Origin of the sequence: Cupriavidus necator N-1 (assembly GCF_000219215.1) — a bacterium.
Classification (GTDB): domain Bacteria; phylum Pseudomonadota; class Gammaproteobacteria; order Burkholderiales; family Burkholderiaceae; genus Cupriavidus; species Cupriavidus necator.
The window spans coordinates 1,491,040-1,509,599 of the sequence record NC_015726.1; the positions used below are offsets into that span (position 1 = coordinate 1,491,040).

The 18,560-nt window shown below is 67.5% G+C and carries 17 protein-coding genes; 3 read left to right on the forward strand and 14 right to left on the reverse strand.

From position 1 onward, the window contains the following. Nucleotides 1-7 precede the first annotated feature (7 nt). The 6 genes from CNE_RS07185 to mfd form a co-directional block, all read right to left on the reverse strand. Nucleotides 8-310 carry a hypothetical protein gene (locus CNE_RS07185; RefSeq protein WP_013956461.1) on the reverse strand — a complete coding sequence of 101 codons (303 nt, stop codon included), beginning with the start codon at nucleotides 308-310 and terminating at the stop codon, nucleotides 8-10. Beyond that, entirely contained in the window at nucleotides 307-594 is a 288-nt protein-coding gene (locus CNE_RS07190; RefSeq protein WP_013956462.1) for a hypothetical protein, read from the reverse strand. The genes CNE_RS07185 and CNE_RS07190 overlap by 4 nt, the downstream gene beginning before the upstream one ends. 209 nt (nucleotides 595-803) lie before the next feature. Then, a complete protein-coding gene (gene serB, locus CNE_RS07195; RefSeq protein WP_013956463.1) occupies nucleotides 804-1,658 on the reverse strand; it encodes a phosphoserine phosphatase SerB in 855 nt (284 codons plus the stop codon). A 114-nt stretch (nucleotides 1,659-1,772) separates the two neighbouring features. Then, entirely contained in the window at nucleotides 1,773-3,152 is a 1,380-nt protein-coding gene (locus CNE_RS07200; RefSeq protein WP_013956464.1) for an amidohydrolase, read from the reverse strand. Nucleotides 3,153-3,386: 234 nt separating this feature from the next. After that, complete coding sequence (gene argE, locus CNE_RS07205) at nucleotides 3,387-4,601, reverse strand: acetylornithine deacetylase (RefSeq protein ID WP_013956465.1); 1,215 nt, start codon at nucleotides 4,599-4,601, stop codon at nucleotides 3,387-3,389. Between the two features lie 76 nt (nucleotides 4,602-4,677). Then, a complete protein-coding gene (mfd, locus tag CNE_RS07210) occupies nucleotides 4,678-8,127 on the reverse strand; it encodes a transcription-repair coupling factor (protein ID WP_013956466.1) in 3,450 nt (1,149 codons plus the stop codon). A 142-nt stretch (nucleotides 8,128-8,269) separates the two neighbouring features. Between mfd and ispD the strand changes: the two genes are divergently transcribed. Both ispD and ispF read left to right on the forward strand, forming a co-directional pair. Continuing rightward, complete coding sequence (ispD, locus tag CNE_RS07215) at nucleotides 8,270-9,082, forward strand: 2-C-methyl-D-erythritol 4-phosphate cytidylyltransferase (RefSeq protein ID WP_013956467.1); 813 nt, start codon at nucleotides 8,270-8,272, stop codon at nucleotides 9,080-9,082. Nucleotides 9,083-9,086: 4 nt separating this feature from the next. Then, nucleotides 9,087-9,596, forward strand: coding sequence for a 2-C-methyl-D-erythritol 2,4-cyclodiphosphate synthase (gene ispF, locus CNE_RS07220; protein ID WP_013956468.1), 510 nt, complete (start codon nucleotides 9,087-9,089; stop codon nucleotides 9,594-9,596). Here the strand turns inward: ispF and CNE_RS07225 are convergent, their stop codons facing one another. The 6 genes from CNE_RS07225 to ompR all read right to left on the reverse strand — a co-directional run bounded on the left by CNE_RS07225 (nucleotide 9,597) and on the right by ompR (nucleotide 15,449). After that, nucleotides 9,597-10,169, reverse strand: coding sequence for a GNAT family N-acetyltransferase (locus tag CNE_RS07225; protein WP_013956469.1), 573 nt, complete (start codon nucleotides 10,167-10,169; stop codon nucleotides 9,597-9,599). A gap of 183 nt (nucleotides 10,170-10,352) precedes the next feature. Continuing rightward, entirely contained in the window at nucleotides 10,353-10,874 is a 522-nt protein-coding gene (locus CNE_RS07230) for a carboxymuconolactone decarboxylase family protein (protein ID WP_013956470.1), read from the reverse strand. Nucleotides 10,875-10,980: 106 nt separating this feature from the next. Next, nucleotides 10,981-11,529 (reverse strand): peroxiredoxin, encoded by a 549-nt coding sequence (locus tag CNE_RS07235; protein WP_010810110.1) that lies wholly within the window; start codon nucleotides 11,527-11,529, stop codon nucleotides 10,981-10,983. A 297-nt stretch (nucleotides 11,530-11,826) separates the two neighbouring features. Next, entirely contained in the window at nucleotides 11,827-13,128 is a 1,302-nt protein-coding gene (gene tcuC, locus CNE_RS07240) for an MFS transporter (protein WP_013956472.1), read from the reverse strand. 224 nt (nucleotides 13,129-13,352) lie between these two features. Then, the gene (locus CNE_RS07245; protein ID WP_013956473.1) at nucleotides 13,353-14,702 is read right to left on the reverse strand and encodes an ATP-binding protein; all 1,350 of its coding nucleotides are present in this window, start codon (nucleotides 14,700-14,702) and stop codon (nucleotides 13,353-13,355) included. A gap of 24 nt (nucleotides 14,703-14,726) precedes the next feature. Continuing rightward, nucleotides 14,727-15,449 (reverse strand): osmolarity response regulator transcription factor OmpR, encoded by a 723-nt coding sequence (ompR, locus tag CNE_RS07250; protein WP_010810107.1) that lies wholly within the window; start codon nucleotides 15,447-15,449, stop codon nucleotides 14,727-14,729. A gap of 314 nt (nucleotides 15,450-15,763) precedes the next feature. Between ompR and CNE_RS07255 the strand changes: the two genes are divergently transcribed. Then, a complete protein-coding gene (locus CNE_RS07255) occupies nucleotides 15,764-16,111 on the forward strand; it encodes a hypothetical protein (RefSeq protein WP_013956474.1) in 348 nt (115 codons plus the stop codon). A 46-nt stretch (nucleotides 16,112-16,157) separates the two neighbouring features. Here the strand turns inward: CNE_RS07255 and CNE_RS07260 are convergent, their stop codons facing one another. Continuing rightward, entirely contained in the window at nucleotides 16,158-17,420 is a 1,263-nt protein-coding gene (locus tag CNE_RS07260) for a Zn-dependent hydrolase (RefSeq protein WP_013956475.1), read from the reverse strand. A gap of 44 nt (nucleotides 17,421-17,464) precedes the next feature. Continuing rightward, a complete protein-coding gene (gene hpnD / locus CNE_RS07265; RefSeq protein ID WP_013956476.1) occupies nucleotides 17,465-18,301 on the reverse strand; it encodes a presqualene diphosphate synthase HpnD in 837 nt (278 codons plus the stop codon). Nucleotides 18,302-18,560 lie beyond the last annotated feature (259 nt).

Here is an 18,560-nt window from a genome sequence, read left to right on the forward strand (position 1 = left end):
GGCATTCTCAGGAGGCGGGCAGTGCAGCCGGCGCCAGGCCGGCCAGGCGCAGCGCCCACAGCGCACCGAAGCAGATCAGGTTGGCGCCGCCCAGCCAGATCCAGGCGGTGCGGCTGGAACGGAACAGCAGGCTGGCGCTGATGATGGCCACCCACACCGGCAGGCAAGCCGCCACGGCCGCGACGATGCCGGTTTCCCAGCCGCCCGGCAGCCACAGGATCGACAGCGTGCACACCGCCACCGCCAGCGGCAGCCCAAGCAGCGCACCGGCCAGCCATTTGGTGCCTATCGCGGATTGGTTTGCGCTCATGCCCGTTGCTCCCGTGCCGCCCAGCGCTTGCGCGCGGCATAGGTGCCGATAAAGGGCCATACCGACAGCGCGCAGGGCACTGTTACCAGGCTGGCGGCAATGGCCACGGGCCAGCCGTCGGTGGTGCTCCACAGCCAGGTGCTGACGATGGCCAGGGCCAGGCCCAGCCAGCCCAGCACACGCGGTTGCGCGATCCTGCCGGGCGGCAGCAGGACCTGGTTGGGCGCGGCCAGGTACAGGCACGCGGCCGCAGCCAGGCCAACAAGGACGGCCAGAACTTGCATGGGGCAATGTCAGATAAACGAAACATTAATGATAATGATTCGTATTTGAAGAGGCAAGCGCTACGTAGACGCTGCGTCTCAGGGATGTATCTGCACTTGGGGAGGGACTTGCGCTGGCTGTAGCGCGAATTGTCGCTGGCGGCCCGGGTGGGTGGGGCCAGCCGGGCGCTTGCCGCCCGGCGCGAAGCCGCGTTTGCCGCGGACAGGGATCAGTGCGGGAACAGCGCCAGCAGGCCGTCCAGCCCGACGTGGTTGAACGCGACGCTGGCCTGCGCGCGCACCACCGGCTTGGCCCGAAAGGCCACCGACAGGCCGGCCACGGCCATCATCTTCAGGTCGTTGGAGCCATCGCCCATGACGATGGCCTGGTCCGGCGTGGCGCCGATCTGGGCGCAGACTTCCTGCACGGTGCGGGCCTTGACGTCGGCATTGACGATCTCGCCAACCACATTGCCGGTCAGCTTGCCGTCGACGATCTCCAGCGTATTGGCGCGGGTCACGTCGAGTTTGAGCCGTGCCTTGAGCTTCTCGGTGAAATGCACGAAGCCGCCCGACACCAGCAGCGTGCGCAGGCCCAGCGCCTGCACGGTCTGCAGCATGCGCTCGGCGCCCGGCGACAGCCGCAGGCGCTCTTCGTAGACGCAGTCCAGCACGCTGGCGTCCAGCCCCTTGAGCAGGGCCACGCGGCGGCGCAGGCTCTCGTTGAAATCGGTGATCTCGCCGCGCATGGCGGCTTCGGTGATGGCAGAGACCTCGGCCTTGAGGCCGCAGAAATCGGCGATCTCGTCGATGCACTCGATCGTGATCAGGGTCGAGTCCATGTCCATTGCCACCAGGCGGAAGTCGGACAGCTTGCGCCCCGGGGGCACCACTGCCCAGTCGATCGCGCGCGGGCCGCAGAAATCGTCCAGCGCATCGCGCAGCGCCGGCGTCAGCGGCGCGCATTCCTCGGCGGCCGCCACGGTATCGCTGCGCAGCACCAGTTCAGAGGCGCGGGCCAGGGTGCGGGCGGTGTCGAGGTCGGCGGTGGGAAGCGGGGCGGTGCTCTGGAGGATCAGGGGCATGACGAATGAGGATCGGGCGCTTGCCGCGCTGGCGGCAAGGCGGGGAGGGGCTGGCCGCAATGCGCGCGGCAAAACTGTTATTGTAGCCCCGCCGCAGCGCCCAGGGCGAGCCGCTCAGCGCTGCGCCATCACCATGTAGTCCACGGTCAGGCTGGACAGGGCGCGCACGCCGTTGATCAGCGCCGGCTCGTCCACATAGAACTCAGGCGAGTGGTTGGAAGGCGCCTTGGTCACATCCTGGCCCTTGGGCGTCACGCCGAGGTTGAAGAACAGGCCCGGCACTTTCTCTTGGTAGAACGAGAAGTCCTCCGACGCGGTCGCCTTGGGCGTGATCATCCAGTTGCCTTCGCCGGCCACGCGCTGCAGCGTGGGTGCCATCTTCTCGGTCAGGGCCGGCTGGTTGATGGTGGCGTTGTACAGCTCCACCACGCGGAAGTTGGCCTCGGCCCCGGCGCTGGTGGCGATGGCCTCGGTGGTGCGCTTCATGCGGGCATGGATGTCCTTCTTCATGCCTTCGTCATAGGTGCGCACGGTGCCCATCATCTCGACCTTCTCCGGCACGATGTTCATGCGGTTGCCGCCGTGGATGGTGCCCACGGTGATCACCGACGGTTCCAGCATGGCGTTGACCTGGCGGCTTTGGATGGTCTGCAGGCCCATCACGATCTGCGACGCCACCACGATCGGGTCGATCCCGCCCCACGGCCGCGCGCCGTGCGTCTGGCGGCCCTTGACGTCGATCCAGAACTGGTCGGCCGCCGCCATCGAGGGGCCGCTGCGCCAGCCCAGCTTGCCGGATTCGATGCCGCTGCTCACATGCAGGCCGAAGATCGCATCGACCTTGGGATTGTCCAGCACGCCCTCGGACACCATCTGCTTGGCGCCCCAGGTGTTGGAGCCATTGGGTTCGAAGTCGGCCGGGCTTTCCTCGGCCGGCTGGAAGATGAACTTGACCGTGCCGGGCAGCTGGTCCTTCATGCCGGCCAGCACTTCGGCGGTGGCCATCAAAATCGCCACGTGGGTGTCATGGCCGCAGGCGTGCATCACGTCCACTTCCTTGCCCAGGTACTGGCCCTTGGCCTTCGACGCGAACGGCACGTCCACGCGTTCCTTGACCGGCAGCGCATCCATGTCGGCGCGCAGCGCCACCACCGGACCGGGCTTGCCGCCCTTGAGCACGCCGACCACGCCGGTCTTGGCCACGCCTGTCTTCACTTCCATGCCGAGCTTGCGCAGGTGGTCAGCCACCAGCTTCGCGGTGCGGGTCTCGTAGTTGCCCAGTTCCGGATGCTGGTGGATGTCGCGGCGCCATGCGATTAGTTGTTTCTCGACGGCCTTGGCGCGGGTTTCGATCTGGGCGTGGAGGGTGTCGGCGGAGATGGGGGCCGGCGTGGTCTGTGCCTGCGCGGTGTTGCAGAGCAGGCCGGCGGCGAGGGCCAGGCCGGCGAGAGCAAAGCGGGTGGTGGGACGGGATGCGGAATCACGGACAGCCATGCAAGGTCTCCTTCGTTGTTGTTGGTGTAATGCAGGCAGTGTGGCGGCGCGCGGCAAGTTGCAATGCGCCGGGAAAAGCGGAGTGGTTTCTCCCCTCTCCCTTTGGGAGAGGGGCGGGGGAGAGGGCAGGCGTATCTCGATGCGATGCGCGTCATTCGCCGAAGCGCTGGCCCCCTCCCCCGGCCCCTCTCCCGCAATCGGGAGAGGGGAGCAAAGCTCTGGCACGCTCGGCAGTCAGCTCACGCGCAAGCTGTCGACCACCTTGTGCAGGAAGGCCTCGCAAGCAGCCAGCTGCTCCAGCGAAACAAACTCATCCGGCTTGTGCGCCTGCTGGATATCGCCAGGCCCGCATACCACGGCGGGAATGCCGGCGCGCTGGAACAGGCCGGCCTCGGTACCATAGGCGACCTTGTTGGTGTCGCGGTCGGCGGTCAGCGCGCGCACCAGCTGCGTGATGGCTTCCTGCTCGGCCACGTCCAGCGACGGCGCGGCCGCGATCTTGCTCAGCGTCAGGCCGGCGTCGTCATGCTCGGCGCGCATCTTCGGCAGCAGCACGTCGTTGGCGTAGGCCTGGATGCGGGCGTAGATGGCTTCGGGATCCACGCCCGGCAGGTTGCGGAACTCGAACACGAACTCGCACAGCGCCGGGATGGTGTTCAGCGCGATGCCGCCCTGGATGGTGCCGGTCTGCGCGGTGGTGTAGGGCACGTCGAAGGCCTGGTCGTAGGGTCCATTGGCCTTGAATTCATCGGCGATGTCGCGGATGAAGCAGATCAGGCGCGCGGCGTATTCGATCGCATTGACGCCGCGCGGCGTCAGCGACGAGTGCGCGGCCTGGCCCCTGACGCAGCAGCGGTAGGCGTTGATGCCCTTGTGCGCGACGATCACGCGCATGCTGGTGGGTTCGCCGACGATGCAGCCGCCGGGCGTCACGCCGCGGTCGCGCAGTTCGGCCAGCAGGTAGGGCGCGCCCATGCAGCCGATCTCTTCGTCGAAGGACAGCGCGTAGTGCACCGGCTCGCGCAGCCTGGCCTGCAGGATGGCCGGCAGCAGCGACAGGCTGGTGCCGATAAAGCCCTTCATGTCGCAGGTGCCGCGGCCGTAGAGCTTGCCGTCGCGCACCACCGGCTTGAACGGGTCGGTCGTCCAGTCCTGGCCGTCCACCGGCACCACGTCTGTATGGCCGGAGAGCACGATGCCGCCGTTGGTGCTGCCGTCGGCGGCAGGCACGGTGACGAACAGGTTGGCCTTGTCCCGCTGCGGGTTGTAGCTCAGATGCGGCTTCAGTCCCTTGGCCAGGAAATGGTCGCGCACCGACTCGATCAGGCCCAGGTTGGAGTGGCGGCTGGTGGTGTCATACGCGACCAGCCGCTGGGTCCATTCAAGCGCGCTGCCGCGCGCGGCGGTTTCGGTGACGGGCTGGCGGTGGGAGGCGGCGTGGGCAGGCATTGGGGCGTTATCGCTAACTTGTTAAGTACTTGATGCTACACCCGGTCGGGCGCCGCGTCCATGCAGGATGCCCGTCCTACGCCAGTTGCCGCAACGTATGCTTGATGGTCTGCGCGCGGATCGCCACGTCCGGCATCTTGGCCTCGATGCGCAGCTTGTCCTGCCCGGCCAGCTTGATATGGCGGTTCTTCTGCACCAGGTCGATGATGCGCATCGCGTCGATCGGCGGGTTGGGCACGAACTGCACGCTGATGGTGGCCTCGCCCGCGTCGATCTTGCGCACGCCCAGCGGCGCCGCGGCGATGCGCAGCCGGTGGGTCTCGACCAGTGCCTGCGCCTGCGCCGGCAGCCGGCCGAAGCGGTCGATCAGCTCTTCCTGGATGTCGTCCACGCGCTCGGCGGTCTCGCAGTTGGCCAGCCGCTTGTACAGCGACAGGCGCTCGTGCACGTCGGCGCAGTAGTCGTTGGGCAACAGCGCCGGCGTGCCCAGGTTGATCTCGGTGGTGGCGGCCAAGGGCGCCATCAGGTCGGGCTCCTTGCCCGCCTTGAGGGCCTTGACCGCGGCGTTGAGCATGTCGGTGTAGAGCTGGAAGCCGATCTCGTGGATCTCGCCCGACTGCTTGTCGCCCAGCACCTCGCCCGCGCCACGGATTTCCAGGTCGTGCATGGCCAGGTAGAAGCCGGAGCCCAGTTCTTCCATCTGCTGGATGGCCTCCAGCCGGCGCCCCGCCTGCTTGGTCAGGCCCTCGACGTCATGCACCAGCAGGTAGGCATAGGCCTGGTGGTGCGAGCGCCCGACCCGGCCGCGCAGCTGGTGCAGCTGCGCCAGGCCGAACTTGTCTGAGCGGTGGATCAGGATGGTGTTGGCGGTCGGCACGTCGATGCCGGTCTCGATGATGGTGGTGCACAGCAGGATGTTGTCGCGGCGCGCGACGAAGTCGCGCATCACGCGTTCCAGCTCGCGCTCGTGCATCTGGCCGTGCGCGACGGCAATGCGCGCCTCTGGCACCAGCTCGGCCAGCCGCGCGCGCTTGTTCTCGATGGTCTCGACCTCGTTGTGCAGGAAGTAGACCTGGCCGCCGCGCTTGAGCTCGCGCAGGATGGCCTCGCGGATCACGCCGTCTTCCTCGCGCCGCACGAAGGTCTTGATCGCCAGCCGCTTCTGCGGCGCGGTCGCGATCACCGAGAAGTCGCGCAGGCCTTCCAGCGCCATGCCCAGCGTGCGCGGGATCGGCGTGGCGGTCAGGGTCAGCACGTCGACCTCGGCGCGCAGGGTCTTCAACGCCTCCTTCTGGCGCACGCCGAAGCGGTGTTCCTCGTCGATGATGACCAGGCCCAGGCGCTCGAACCTGACCTGGTCGGACAGGATCTTGTGGGTGCCGATGACGATGTCGACGGTGCCTTCGTTGATCTGCTTGATGGCCGCGTCGATCTCTTTCTTGGTCTTGAAGCGCGACAGCTCGACGATGCGCACCGGCCATTCGGCAAAGCGGTCGGACAGCGTCTGGAAGTGCTGCTCGGCCAGCAGCGTGGTCGGCGCCAGCATCGCCACCTGCTTGCCGCCCAGCACCGCGACAAAGGCCGCGCGCAGCGCCACCTCGGTCTTGCCGAAGCCCACGTCGCCGCAGACCAGCCGGTCCATCGGCTTGCCCGAGGTCATGTCGGCGATCACCGCGGCAATGGCGGCGGCCTGGTCCGGCGTTTCCTCGAAGCCGAAGCTCTCGGCAAAGGTCTCGTAGTCCTTGGGCGAGAGCGGGAAGGCAAAGCCCTCGCGCGCGGCGCGGCGCGCGTACAGGTTGAGCAGCTCGGCAGCGGTGTCGCGGATCTGCTGGGCCGCCTTGCGCTTGGCCTTGTCCCACTGGCCCGAGCCCAGGTGGTGCAGCGGCGCGGTATCGGGATCGGCGCCGGAATAGCGCGAGATCACGTGCAACTGGTGCACCGGCACGTACAGCTTGCTGCCCTTGTCGTAGTCCAGGTGCAGGAATTCCTCGTCGCCCTGGCCCATGTCCAGCGTGACCAGGCCCTGGTAGCGGCCGATGCCGTGCTCGCTGTGCACCACCGGGTCGCCGATCTTCAGCTCGGCCAGGTCGCGCACCATCGAGTCAACGGCGGAGGCCTGCTCCTGCTTGCGGCGGCCGGTGCGGCGCGTGGTGCCGGCGTAGAGCTCGGCCTCGGTGACAAAGGCGATCTGCCACTGCGGCAGCGCAAAGCCGCTCTGCAGCGGCGCCACCGCGATCGAGAAATGCGCTTCGCCGGCCAGGAACGCGGCAAAGTCGTCCACCGGATGCGGGCGCAGGCCGCTTTCGGCAAAGAGCTGCAGCAGGGTCTCGCGCCGCCCGGCCGAGTCGGCGCACATCAGCACGCGGGTCTGCTTGTCGAGCAGCAGCGCTTCCAGGTTGACCAGCGGATCATCGGCGCGGCGGTTCACCGCGACGTCGGGCAGCATGGCCGAGAACGCGGCCTGGTCCGCATTGGCTTCGGCCTGGAGCACCAGGCGCGCCATCGGCTTGGCGGCAACGAAGAACTGCTCCTCGGACAGGAACAGGTCCGCGGGCGGCAGCAGCGGGCGCTCGCGGTCGTGGCGCATGAAGTTGTAGCGCTGCGTGGTATCGGCCCAGAAGCGGCGGATGGCCTCGTCGACATTGCCGGCGAAAGCCAACTGGGTATCGGCGGGCAGGTAGTCGAACACGGTTGCGCTGTGCTCGAAGAACAGCGGCAGGTAGTACTCGATGCCGGCCGATGGCACGCCGTTGCCGATGTCCTTGTAGATCGGCGACTTGGTCGGGTCGCCCTCGAACACCTCGCGCCAGCGGCCGCGGAAGGCGGTGCGCGCGGCTTCGTCTAGGGGGAACTCGCGCCCGGGCAGCAACCGCACCTCCTTGACCGGGTACAGGCTGCGCTGGGTATCGGGGTCGAAGGCGCGGATGGTTTCGATCTCGTCGCCGAACAGGTCGATCCGGTACGGCAGCGCCGAGCCCATCGGGTACAGGTCGATCAGGCCGCCGCGCACGCTGTATTCGCCGGGACGCATCACCGCGCTGACGTGCTCGTAGCCGGCCAGCGTGAACTGGGCCTTGAGCGCGTTCTCGTCCAGGCGCTCGCCCTGCTTGAAGAAGAAGGTGTAGGCCGCCAGGAAAGCCGGTGGCGCCAGCCGGTACAGCGCGGTGGTGGCCGGCACCAGCATCACGTCGCATTGCCCGGTCTGGATATCGTGCAGCGTGGCCAGGCGCTCGGACACCAGATCCTGGTGCGGCGAGAAGCTGTCGTAGGGGAGGGTTTCCCAGTCGGGCAGCAGGCGCACGCGCAGCTCGGGCGCGAACCAGGGGATTTCCTCGGCCAGGCGCTGGGCATCGACCGCGTGGGAGCACACCACGGCCAGCATCGGCGCGCGCTCGCGGTGCTGCCGAGCGTACGCGGCCACAGCCAGCGCATCGGCCGAGCCGCGCAGGCCGGCCACGCTGTGGCGCAGCCCCGGCTTGACCAGCGGCAGGTTGAGAAAGGGGAAGGCGGGCTTGGCGTCAGGCATGTCGGCAGCGGGGCGTTCAAAACGACGATACCCCGCCGGCATTGCGGGCGGGGGTCGGAGCAGGGGACCTCAACGGCCCGTGCCGGGCACGCGTCAATGCGGAATGGCGCGGCATGGCGACGGGCAAGGGCCGTATTATAGAATGCGCACCGGTTGTCCCGCTGGCCATGCTGGCCGGCAGGCGCCCGCGCCTCTTTCACTCCACCCCGATCCTGTGTCCGCTCGCCGCTTTGCCCTGATTCCCTGTGCCGGTTCCGGCAGCCGCGCCGGCGGCGCCGTGCCCAAGCAATACCAGACCGTGGCCGGCCGGCCGATGATCTGGTACGCGCTGGCGGCGTTCTCCGCGTGCGACGCCATCAACGCCACCGCGCTGGTGCTGGCGCCCGACGACATGCCGCTGGAATCGCGCTTCGGCGCGGCGGCGTTTGCCGGGCTGCGCTTCGATACCGCCTTTGTCGGCGGCGATACCCGCCATGCGTCGGTGCTGGCCGGGCTGCACCACCTGGCGCAGCTGGGCGCGACCGAGAGCGACTGGGTGCTGGTGCACGATGCCGCGCGCCCGGGCCTGACCCCGGCGATGATCCACGCACTGGTGCGCGCGGTGGAAAGCGACGGCGACGACGACCCTGACGCCGCCATCGGCGGCATCCTGGCTGTGCCGGTGCCCGACACGCTCAAGCGTGCCCAGGAAGACGCCCGCATCGGCGCCACGGTGCCGCGCGAGGGCCTGTGGCAGGCGCAGACGCCGCAGATGTTCCGCCTGGGCGTGCTGCGCCAGGCGCTGCAGGACGCCATGGCGGCCGGCGCGGTGGTCACCGACGAGGCCAGCGCGATCGAGCGCCTGGGGCTGCATCCGCGTCTGGTCAACGGCTCGCTGCGCAATTTCAAGGTGACCTACCCGGAGGACTTCGCACTGGCCGAAGTGCTGCTGGGCAACGACGGCAAAGGAGACTGACCGCATGATGCCTTTCGATATCCGGGTGGGACAGGGCTATGACGTCCACGCGTTGGTGCCTGGCCGCAAGCTGATCCTGGGCGGGGTCGAGATCCCGCATGACCGCGGCCTGCTGGGCCATTCCGATGCGGATGCGCTGCTGCACGCGGTCACCGACGCGCTCTTCGGCGCGGCCGCGCTGGGCGATATCGGCCGCCATTTCCCCGACACCGACGCGCAGTTTGCCGGCGCCGACAGCCGCGCGCTGCTGCGCGAGGCCGCGCGCCGCGTGCGCGCGGCGGGCTATGAAATCGGCAATGTGGATGCCACCGTGATCGCGCAGGCGCCCAAGCTGGCCCCGCATATCGGGGCGATGGTGGCGAACCTGGCGGAAGACCTGGGGGTGGCGCGCGGTCGCTGCAACGTCAAGGCCAAGACCAACGAGAAGCTGGGCTTCGAAGGGCGCCAGGAGGGCATCGTGGCGCAGGCCGCGGTGCTGCTCTGGCGCGCCTCGGTGGGCGACGTGCAGGACTGATCAGGGCCGCGCGGCGTCTGGTGCCGCGTTTTCCGGCGGGATGGCGTAGGTGTAGTCGATCAGGCGGGCCATTGCGCCCGCGCGCGCACCGGCTTCGGTGCGCTTGGTGAAGCCCATCTGCTGGCACAGCCGGTTGGCCGATGCCATTTCCGGCATGGTGCGCACCACCAGCGTGGACGCGCCGATATCGCGCGCGCGCTGGATGCAGATCTGCATCAGCGTGCGGCCCAGGCCCAGGCCGCGCGCCTGCGGGCTCACCGACAGCAGCCGCGCTTCCGGCTGGGTCAGGGTGATGGTGCTGCCGTCCAGTGCCGGCAGCGTGGCGCCCGGATGGCAGAACAGCACGGCGCCCATGATGCCGTGATCGGTCTCCGCCACCCACCATTCCATATCCGGATGGCTGGTCGCCAGCACCGCCTGCATGCCGCGCTGGAACGAGGCGCGGCAGTCTTCCATGATGGCTAGCTCATATTGCCCGTAGGCTTGTTGCGTGACGGCGGCGATGTCGCCCCAGTCATGCACCGCCGCGAGGCGGTAGTGGAAGCGGGGGGAAGTCGGCGAAGGCAGGGTCATGGCAGGCTGTAAGTGCGTGTCCTGCCTGGATTGTAGGCCGATCGCCGCACGTGTGCAGCCTCGGCGCGGAGCGGTTGCAGGATGGGAACAGCCGGCAATTCCTGATGGGAAGCTGCCGGCTGCTGTGCTACGGCGCCCGTGGCAGGGCGCCGCGGAGGGCGCGGGGGCGCGCTTTGGCGGGGCTTATTGCGCGGCGATCACGTTGGCGGCGGCCACGATCACGGCGGCGATGCGGCCGACATCGCGCAGTTGCTGCGCGGTCATGCCCTGTTCATTCTTCAGCAACTGGTAGTGCGACTTCACGCAGAAGTGGCACTTGCCCACGATTGAGGCGGCCAGCGCGTACATTTCGAAACGGCGCTTGTCCACGCCGCCATGGGTGGCATAGGCGTTCATGCGCAGGCCGGCCGGCTGGGTGGCCAGGTCCGGATCGTCGGCCATCTCGACGTACGGGTACCAGGTGTTGTTCATGCCCATCAGCGCCGCTGCGGTCAGCGCGGCGTTGATTTCCTCGGGCGACAGCACGCCGGCGTTGCGGATGGCATCCACCAGCACCTTGCTCTGCGCCGCGAATGCCGCCGCCAGCGCCACGCCCACCGCATCGTTGCCTTCCAGCGAAGAGCGCGCGATAGTGCCGTCCACGTTCAGGCGGATGTCCTTGGCGTAATCGGGGATGAGATTTTTAATCGTGCTGAGGAATTCCATTTATTTCTCCTATCGATCGGGGCTCAAAAAACCCGCGCAAGCGGGTTTTAATGCGGAGGGCGGGGCCCTCCGCGGATCGCCACGGCGTCTGGCGAAGAACTGCAAATTACAGCGTGGCGCCACCAACGGCACGGTTGCACGGGCACAGCTCGTCCGTTTGCAGACCGTCCAGGATGCGCAGGACTTCTTCCGGGTTGCGGCCCACGTTCAGGTTGTTCACCGACACGTGCTGGATCACGTTGTCCGGGTCGACGATGAAGGTCGCGCGCAGCGCAACGCCGGCAGCGTGGTCACGCACGCCCAGCTGGTCGATCAGCGAACCGGTCACGTCGGCGAATTGCCACTGGTTCAGCTTGTTCAGGTCCTTGTGTTCGCGGCGCCATGCCAGCTTGACGAATTCGTTGTCGGTCGAGCCGCCCAGCACGATCGCGTCGCGGTCGGCGAAGTCGCCGTTCAGCTTGGCGAAGGCAACGATTTCGGTCGGGCAGACGAAGGTGAAGTCCTTCGGGTAGAAGTAGATGATCTTCCACTTGCCTTCGAACGACTTTTCGGTGATGTCTTCGAAAGCCGACTGGCCGTTCTCTTCGTGATTGTTGAAACCCGGCTTGACACCGACGACGTGGAAGGCTTCGAGCTTGTCACCAACGGTCTTCATAGACTATCTCCTGATACGGTTGCAATGAGAGCGGTGCTGCCGCCGCGCGGCTGGCGTGGGCCGGCTGCGTGGCTTACCGCGACAAAACGTGATTATGCGTCATCACCAGATGCCGGGCTAATTGATATTCTCAAAGAGCCCGATAGGCAAGGCATGTGACGCCTGGAGCGAATCCCGGCATGGGCAGCCGCGCGGCATCAGCCTGGCGGCTTCGATGCGGAAGGGCAAGTATGCCATGCGCGATGGGCCCGCTCATGGCAAGTTGGTGACGATTGCGGCGAGTTCAACCCGCCATGTTCAGGCCGGATGCATGACCGGCTCCGCGCGGCGCGCCCGGAAGATCACCAGCGTGGCGACCAGTCCGCACAGCGCGGCGAACATCAGCCACAGTCCCGGCGCCGCCTTGTTGCCGGTGGCGTGGATCAGCCAGGTCGAGATTGCCGGCGTGAAGCCGCCGAACAGCGCCGTGGCCAGGCTGTAGGCCAGCGAGAAGCCGGTGGTGCGCACCGCGGGCGGCATGATCTCGGTCAGCGCCACCACCATCGCGCCGTTATAGCTGCCATACAGGAACGACAGCCACAGTTCCACCATCAGCAGCCGCGAGAACGACGGCTCGGCCACCAGCCACGACACGGCAGGGTACGCGGTCAGCAGCGTCGCCACGGTGAAGAACAGCAGCAGCGGCTTGCGCCCGATGCGGTCCGACAGCGCGCCCATCAGCGGCAGCCAGATAAAGTTGGACAGGCCCACGCACATGGTGACGATCAGGTTGTCGGTGTCGTCCAGCTTCAGCACGGTCTTGCCGAAGGTCGGCGTGTATGCGGTGATCATGTAGAACGACACCGTGGTCATCACCACCATCATGCAGCCGGCCAGGATGATGCGCCAGTTGTCCAGCATCGAGCGGTAGATCTCGTCGATGGCGGGGCGGTGCTTGCGCGCCTTGAAGGCTTCGGTCTCTTCCAGCGAACGGCGGATCAGGAACAGGAACGGCACAATCAGGCAGCCCACCAGGAAGGGAATGCGCCAGCCCCATTCATCCATCTGCGCCGGCGCCAGCATGGCGTGCAGGATCACGCCCAGCAGGCCGGCGAAGATCACCGCCACCTGCTGGCTGCCCGATTGCCACGCGACGTAGAAGCCTTTGCGGCCAGGCCTGGCGATTTCCGACAGGTAGACCGAGACGCCGCCCAGCTCCACGCCCGCGGAGAAGCCCTGCAGCAGCCGCCCGGCCAGCACCAGCAGCGGCGCGGCCACGCCAATGGTGGCGTAGCCCGGCACGCAGGCAATCAGCAGCGTGCCCATGGCCATCAGCGCCAGCGTCATGATCAGGCCCTTGCGGCGGCCATGGCGGTCGATGTAGGCGCCCAGCACGATCGCGCCCAGCGGCCGCATCAGGAAGCCCGCGCCAAAGGTGGCAAGGGATAGCATCAGCGAGGCGAACTCGTTGCCGCTGGGGAAGAAGGTCCTGGCGATGGCGGCCGCGTAGAAGCCGTACACCATGAAGTCATACATTTCCAGGAAGTTGCCGCTGACGACGCGGAACACGGTGCGGAACCCGTGCTGCGCGCCGGGGGTGGCTGCGGAGGTATCTGACATGGCTGTCTCTCAGGCACCGCCGGTGGCCCCGGCGGCATGATGGTTCGGAGAAGTCAGCCAGGCGTGCGCGGGTCACGCCGTGTGGGAAGGATTTCGCCGCGGGCCTGATGACGGGCGCCAGTGTGCGCCGCGACCCTGTCATTGCCCTGACGAAAGCCTTTCAGAAGCCTATCAAAGGCTGTCGAAAACCTGTCAATGCACCGGGGATGGCGCTCAGGTGACGCTCAGGCGCGCCGGAAGCAGGCGCTGACCACCAGGCCGGTAGCCGGGCCGGCGCGGTTGGCCAGCAGCAGCCGGCCGCCATTGCGCTGCATGATGCGGTTGACGATGGACATGCCCAGCCCGGCGCCCTTGGCCTCGCTGCGCGCGGCGTCGAGCCGGTAGAAGGGCCGCGTCAGCAGCGACAACTGGCCGTCGGGCACGCCGTTGCCGTGGTCGGCCACGGTCAGCACGGCCTCCTTGTCGTCCACGCGCGTGGTGATCTCTACCACGGCCATGCCGCTTTGCTCGTCCTTGGCATAGCGGCGCGCGTTCTCGACCAGGTTGTCCAGAATGCGCTGCACTTCCATGCGGTTGGCCACGGCCATCACCGGCTCATTGGCGCGCACGTGCACGCGCACGTCGTCATGCGCGGCGTAGACGCCCACGGCATCGTGCACCAGCGCCGACAGGTCCACCGGCTCGACGGTCTCCAGCGGCGGCCGCGCGTAGTTGAGAAACTGGCCGATGATCGCGTCCATCTGCTCGATGTCGGCGATCATAGCGTCGCGCGTGACAGTGTCCATCGGCGACATCTCGGTTTCCAGGCGCAGCCGCGTTAGCGGCGTGCGCAGGTCATGCGAGATGCCGGCCAGCATCACCACGCGGTCGTCGTCGAGCTGGCGCAGGTCGCGCACCATCTGGTTGAAGCTGTGGTTGGCCAGCGCCACTTCGCTGGCACCATGCTCGGGCAGCGGCGGCGGGTCGCCGCCGGCGCCGATGGCGCGCGCGGCGTTGGCCAGCCGCTTGAGCGGGTAGTTGACGCGCGCGGTGATAAAGGCCGCGCCGATGATCGACAGCAGCAGCGCGGCAATACTCCACCACAGCCACTGGATGCCGGGCACGCGCTCGAAGCGCTCGGGGCTGATCGCCACCCAGTAGTCGTCGCCCTCGATCTCGAAACTGACCCACACGCCAGGAATGTCGTTGACGGTGGTGGCCAGCACCGTGTCCTCGCCCAGGCGGCTGCGGATCTCCTGCTGCACCAGGGTGGTCAGGAACGGGTTGGCGGTGGGCGCGGCGAAGTCGTCGTCCTTCTCGCGCGGATAGACCTTGATGCCTTCGTTCTGCACCAGGTCGAGCAGCAGGAAGCGCCGCCGCGCGGGGTCGGAATAGAGCAGCGCTGCGCGCGTGAGCTTGACCACGCTCACCACCTGCATGGCGATCTGCTGCGCGCGCGGGGCGCGTTCGAACAGCCGGTAGCTCTGGAACCAGATGCCCAGCGAAATCGCCAGCAGCAGGGCGATAAGCATGAAGGTCCGCCAGAACAGCGAACCAAAGAACCGCGTTGCGGTTCTACCGATAACGGTCGCCACGATGGGAACAGCGGCCGCGATCGGTTACTTCACGCCATCGGGGATGAAGACGTAGCCCAGGCCCCACACCGTCTGGATAAAACGGGGGTTGCTCGGGTCCGGCTCGATCAGCTTGCGCAGGCGCGAGATCTGCACGTCCAGGCTGCGGTCGAACACTTCGTATTCACGGCCGCGCGCCATTTCCATCAGCTTCTCGCGCGAGAGCGGCTGGCGCGGATGGCGGGCAAACACCTTGAGGACGGAGAACTCGCCAGTGGTCAGCGTGATTTCCTCGTCGTTCTTGGTCAGCGTGCGCGTGGCCAGGTTCAGCACGAAGTCGCCGAAGGCGAAGGTCTCGGGCGTTTCCGACGGGGCGCCGGGCACTTCGGCCGGGCCCTTGCGGCGCAGCACCGCGTGGATGCGCGCGATCAGCTCGCGCGGGTTGAACGGCTTGGGCAGGTAGTCGTCGGCGCCCATTTCCAGGCCGACGATGCGGTCCACGTCCTCGCCCTTGGCGGTGAGCATGATGATCGGGGTCTGGTCATTGGCCCCGCGCAGCCGGCGGCAGATCGACAGGCCGTCTTCGCCCGGCATCATCAGGTCCAGCACCAGCAGGTCGAAACGCTCGCGCAGCCAGAGCTTGTTCATCGCGGTGGCGTTTTCCGCCACCAGCACGGTGAAACCCTGTTCGCCCAGATAGCGGCGCAGCAAATCGCGCAGACGCGGGTCATCGTCGACGACAAGAATCTTGTGGCTGGTATTTTCCATGGCGGTATCTTAGCGACTATCGCTTTCGCTCAAAATGGCTTAACAAAACGTTACATACTTTACCCCGTGGTATGGCAGTGTGCACCAATCGTGCGATTACACTGCGCAATCCGTCTTTTTGGGCGCCATGCGCGGCAGGTTTCCACGCATTTGCACCAGACGAACCACTGCCTCGCCCAGCCTGCCTAGCCCGCGCTGGCGCGATGCTTGCAGAGGGTGCGGCGCCGGACGGGGTACCGGAATTCCCGGCTTCAGGGCAGTCCATCCAGTCAGTCCAACGGCTGCTTTTCCCGAGGCCAAGATCGCCATTATCAATGAAAGTGAACCGAACCCGGCACGGGCATCCGCAGCATGGTATCGCCGGCGCCTGCCTAGCGCTGGCGCTGGCCGTGCTGGCGCTGTGCATGCCGGCCGGGACGGTGCAGGCGCAATCGGCCGGCATGGCCAACCTGCTCAAGCGCCACCCGTCGACCCAGGCCAGCGATCCCGGCAACAGCCAGCGCGAGGCGCGGGCCCGTGCCGAGCGCCATCGCGCCGAGCAGCGCGAAGCCGAGCGCCGGCGCGCGGACGAACGCGGCGGCTCGCGCCTGTCGCCGGACGAGCGCCGCAAGCTGCGCAAGAACCTCTACGACTTCGGGCGCGATATCTACCAGGGCGGCTGACCCGTTCTTGTCGTGCCGCGCCCCCCATGGTACGCCACTGTGGCGCTTAGCCGCGCGGCTGGAAGTGCCGCAGGAAATCCACGAAGACCTCCGCCGCCAGCTGGGCATCCTCCGCCGTGATGGTTTCCAGCGGGTTGTGGCTGATGCCGCCGTTGCCGCAACGCACGAACAGCATGGCCACGTCAGTGATGCGCTGCATCATCATGGCGTCATGGCCGGCGCCGGAGGGCAACTCGAAGGCCTGCAGCCCGCGCTTCTTCAGCACCGCCCCGAACTGGTCCATCAGCCAGCGCGCGCACGGCGCGTTGTTGACCGGCGGTACGCGCTCCACCTGGGCGGCCAGCCCGCGCCGTTCCGCGATCTGGCCGATGCCGGCGACGATGTCGACGATGGCGGCCTCGCGGATGCCATCCTCGCCGGCGCGAATATCCATCGAGAAGGTGCAGGCCGCCGGGATGACATTGCTCGACCCGTTGGGCACCTGCAGCTGGCCCACCGTACCGACCAGCGTCGACGCCGCCGCGCAGCGTTGCTCCACCAGCAGGATCATCTCGGCCGCGCCCGCGGCGGCGTCGCGGCGCATGCCCATCGGCGTGGTGCCGGCGTGGCTGGCCTGGCCTTCGACCCGCACCGCAAAGCGGCTGCTGCCCGCGATCTGCGTGACCACGCCCAGAGGCAAGTCGTGGTGCAGCAGCACCGGGCCCTGCTCGATATGCACTTCGACAAAACCCAGCAGCGACGCCGGATCGACCGCTGCGGCGCGCAGGGCCTGCAGATCGCCCGCGCCGGGCAGGTCCGATGCCGCCAGCGCCTCGCGCAGCGTGATGCCGTCCGCGTCCTGGCGCTCCAGCAGGGCGGGATCGAAGCGGCCCGCCAGCACGCTGCTGGCCAGGAAGCTGGTCTTGAAGCGCAGGCCTTCCTCTTCGGCGAACCCCACGACATCAAAGTGATAGGGCAGGCGGATGCCGGCCTGGTTGAGCGCGCCGACCACGGCGATCGGCAGCAGGATGCCAAGACGGCCGTCATAGCGCCCGCCATTGCGCACGGTGTCGAAGTGCGAGCCGGTCATCAGCACGCGCGCGCCGGGCACGGCCGGGTCGGCCGCATAACGGCCGATGACGTTGCCGATGGCGTCGATCCGCACCTGCATGCCGGCCGCCTCCATCCACTGCGCAAGCCGGGCCTGCGCGGCGCGGTGGGCCGGGGTCAGGTAGGCGCAGGTGAGGCCGCCTTCCATGTCGGAGAAGCGGGCGAGCTGGTCGGCGTGGGCGAGGATGGCGTCGCCGAGGGAAGCTGAGGTCTGCGTCATGGCGGTGCGGCTTGGGACGGGTCGAACAGAAAAGGGGCAGGACGCTAGCTGTTGCGCAACCAGGTCTTCCAGGCAATCCACAGCTTGCGCAGCGGGGTCAGCGCGATGCGCTGGTTCAGCACCTGGAACTGGCTCGCTTCCAGTTCGTCGAGCAGTGCGTGGTAAATCGCGCCCATCAGCAGGCCGGCACGCTGGGCGCGGCGGTCCTGCTTCGGCAGCAGCGCTAGTGCCTCATGGTACAGCGCGCGGGCCCGGCCGGCGTGGTACTGCATCAGCGCGACAAAGCGCTCGGAATGCTCGCCCTTCAGGATCTCGGAGGCCGGAACCTGGAACTGCTGCAGCGTATTGACCGGCAGGTAGATGCGCCCGCGCCGCGCGTCCTCGCCGACGTCGCGCAGGATATTGACCAGTTGCAGCGACTGGCCAAGCTTCTCGGCAAAGACCAGGGTCTGCGGGTCGGTATAGCCGAACAGCCGCGCGCTGAGCGTGCCGACCACGCCGGCCACGCAATGGCAGTAGCGGGTCAGGCCGGGCTCGTCCAGGTAGCGGGTCTGGGTCAGGTCCATTTCCATGCCTTCCAGCACTTCGGACATCTCGCCCTGGGGCAGGCCGGCGCTGCGCACATGCGGCTGCAGGGCCTTGGTGGTCGGATGGGTCGGCTCGCCCTCGAACAGGCGGCGCAGTTCGGCGCGCCACCAGTCCAGCTGCTGGTGGGCCAGGCCCGCGTCATGGGTGTCGTCGACCACGTCGTCGACTTCGCGGCACCAGGCGTACAGCGCGGTGATGGCGCGGCGGCGCTCGGCCGGCAGGAACAGGAAGCTGTAATAGAAGCTTGAGCCGCTCTGGGCGACTTTCTCTTGGCAATACTGATCGGGCGTCACGCCGGTCTCGGGTCGAAGATGTGGGGGGAAGCGGCAGAGGCGCGGCGGATTGTAGCATCGCGCCCGGCAGGGTATGGTCGCGCATGCCGAAGCCTGTCAGCGCAGTTCACCGGCCCGGAACGGCAACTGAGTCTTCATTCCAGCGGTTTCGTCGCCTGCCGTTTGACGCACCCGGAGGTCGTCGCTATATTACTGACCGACAAGTTATTTATTGCCAATGCCGGCTGCCCACGGCCATTCCGCCAGCCCCGACGACTTC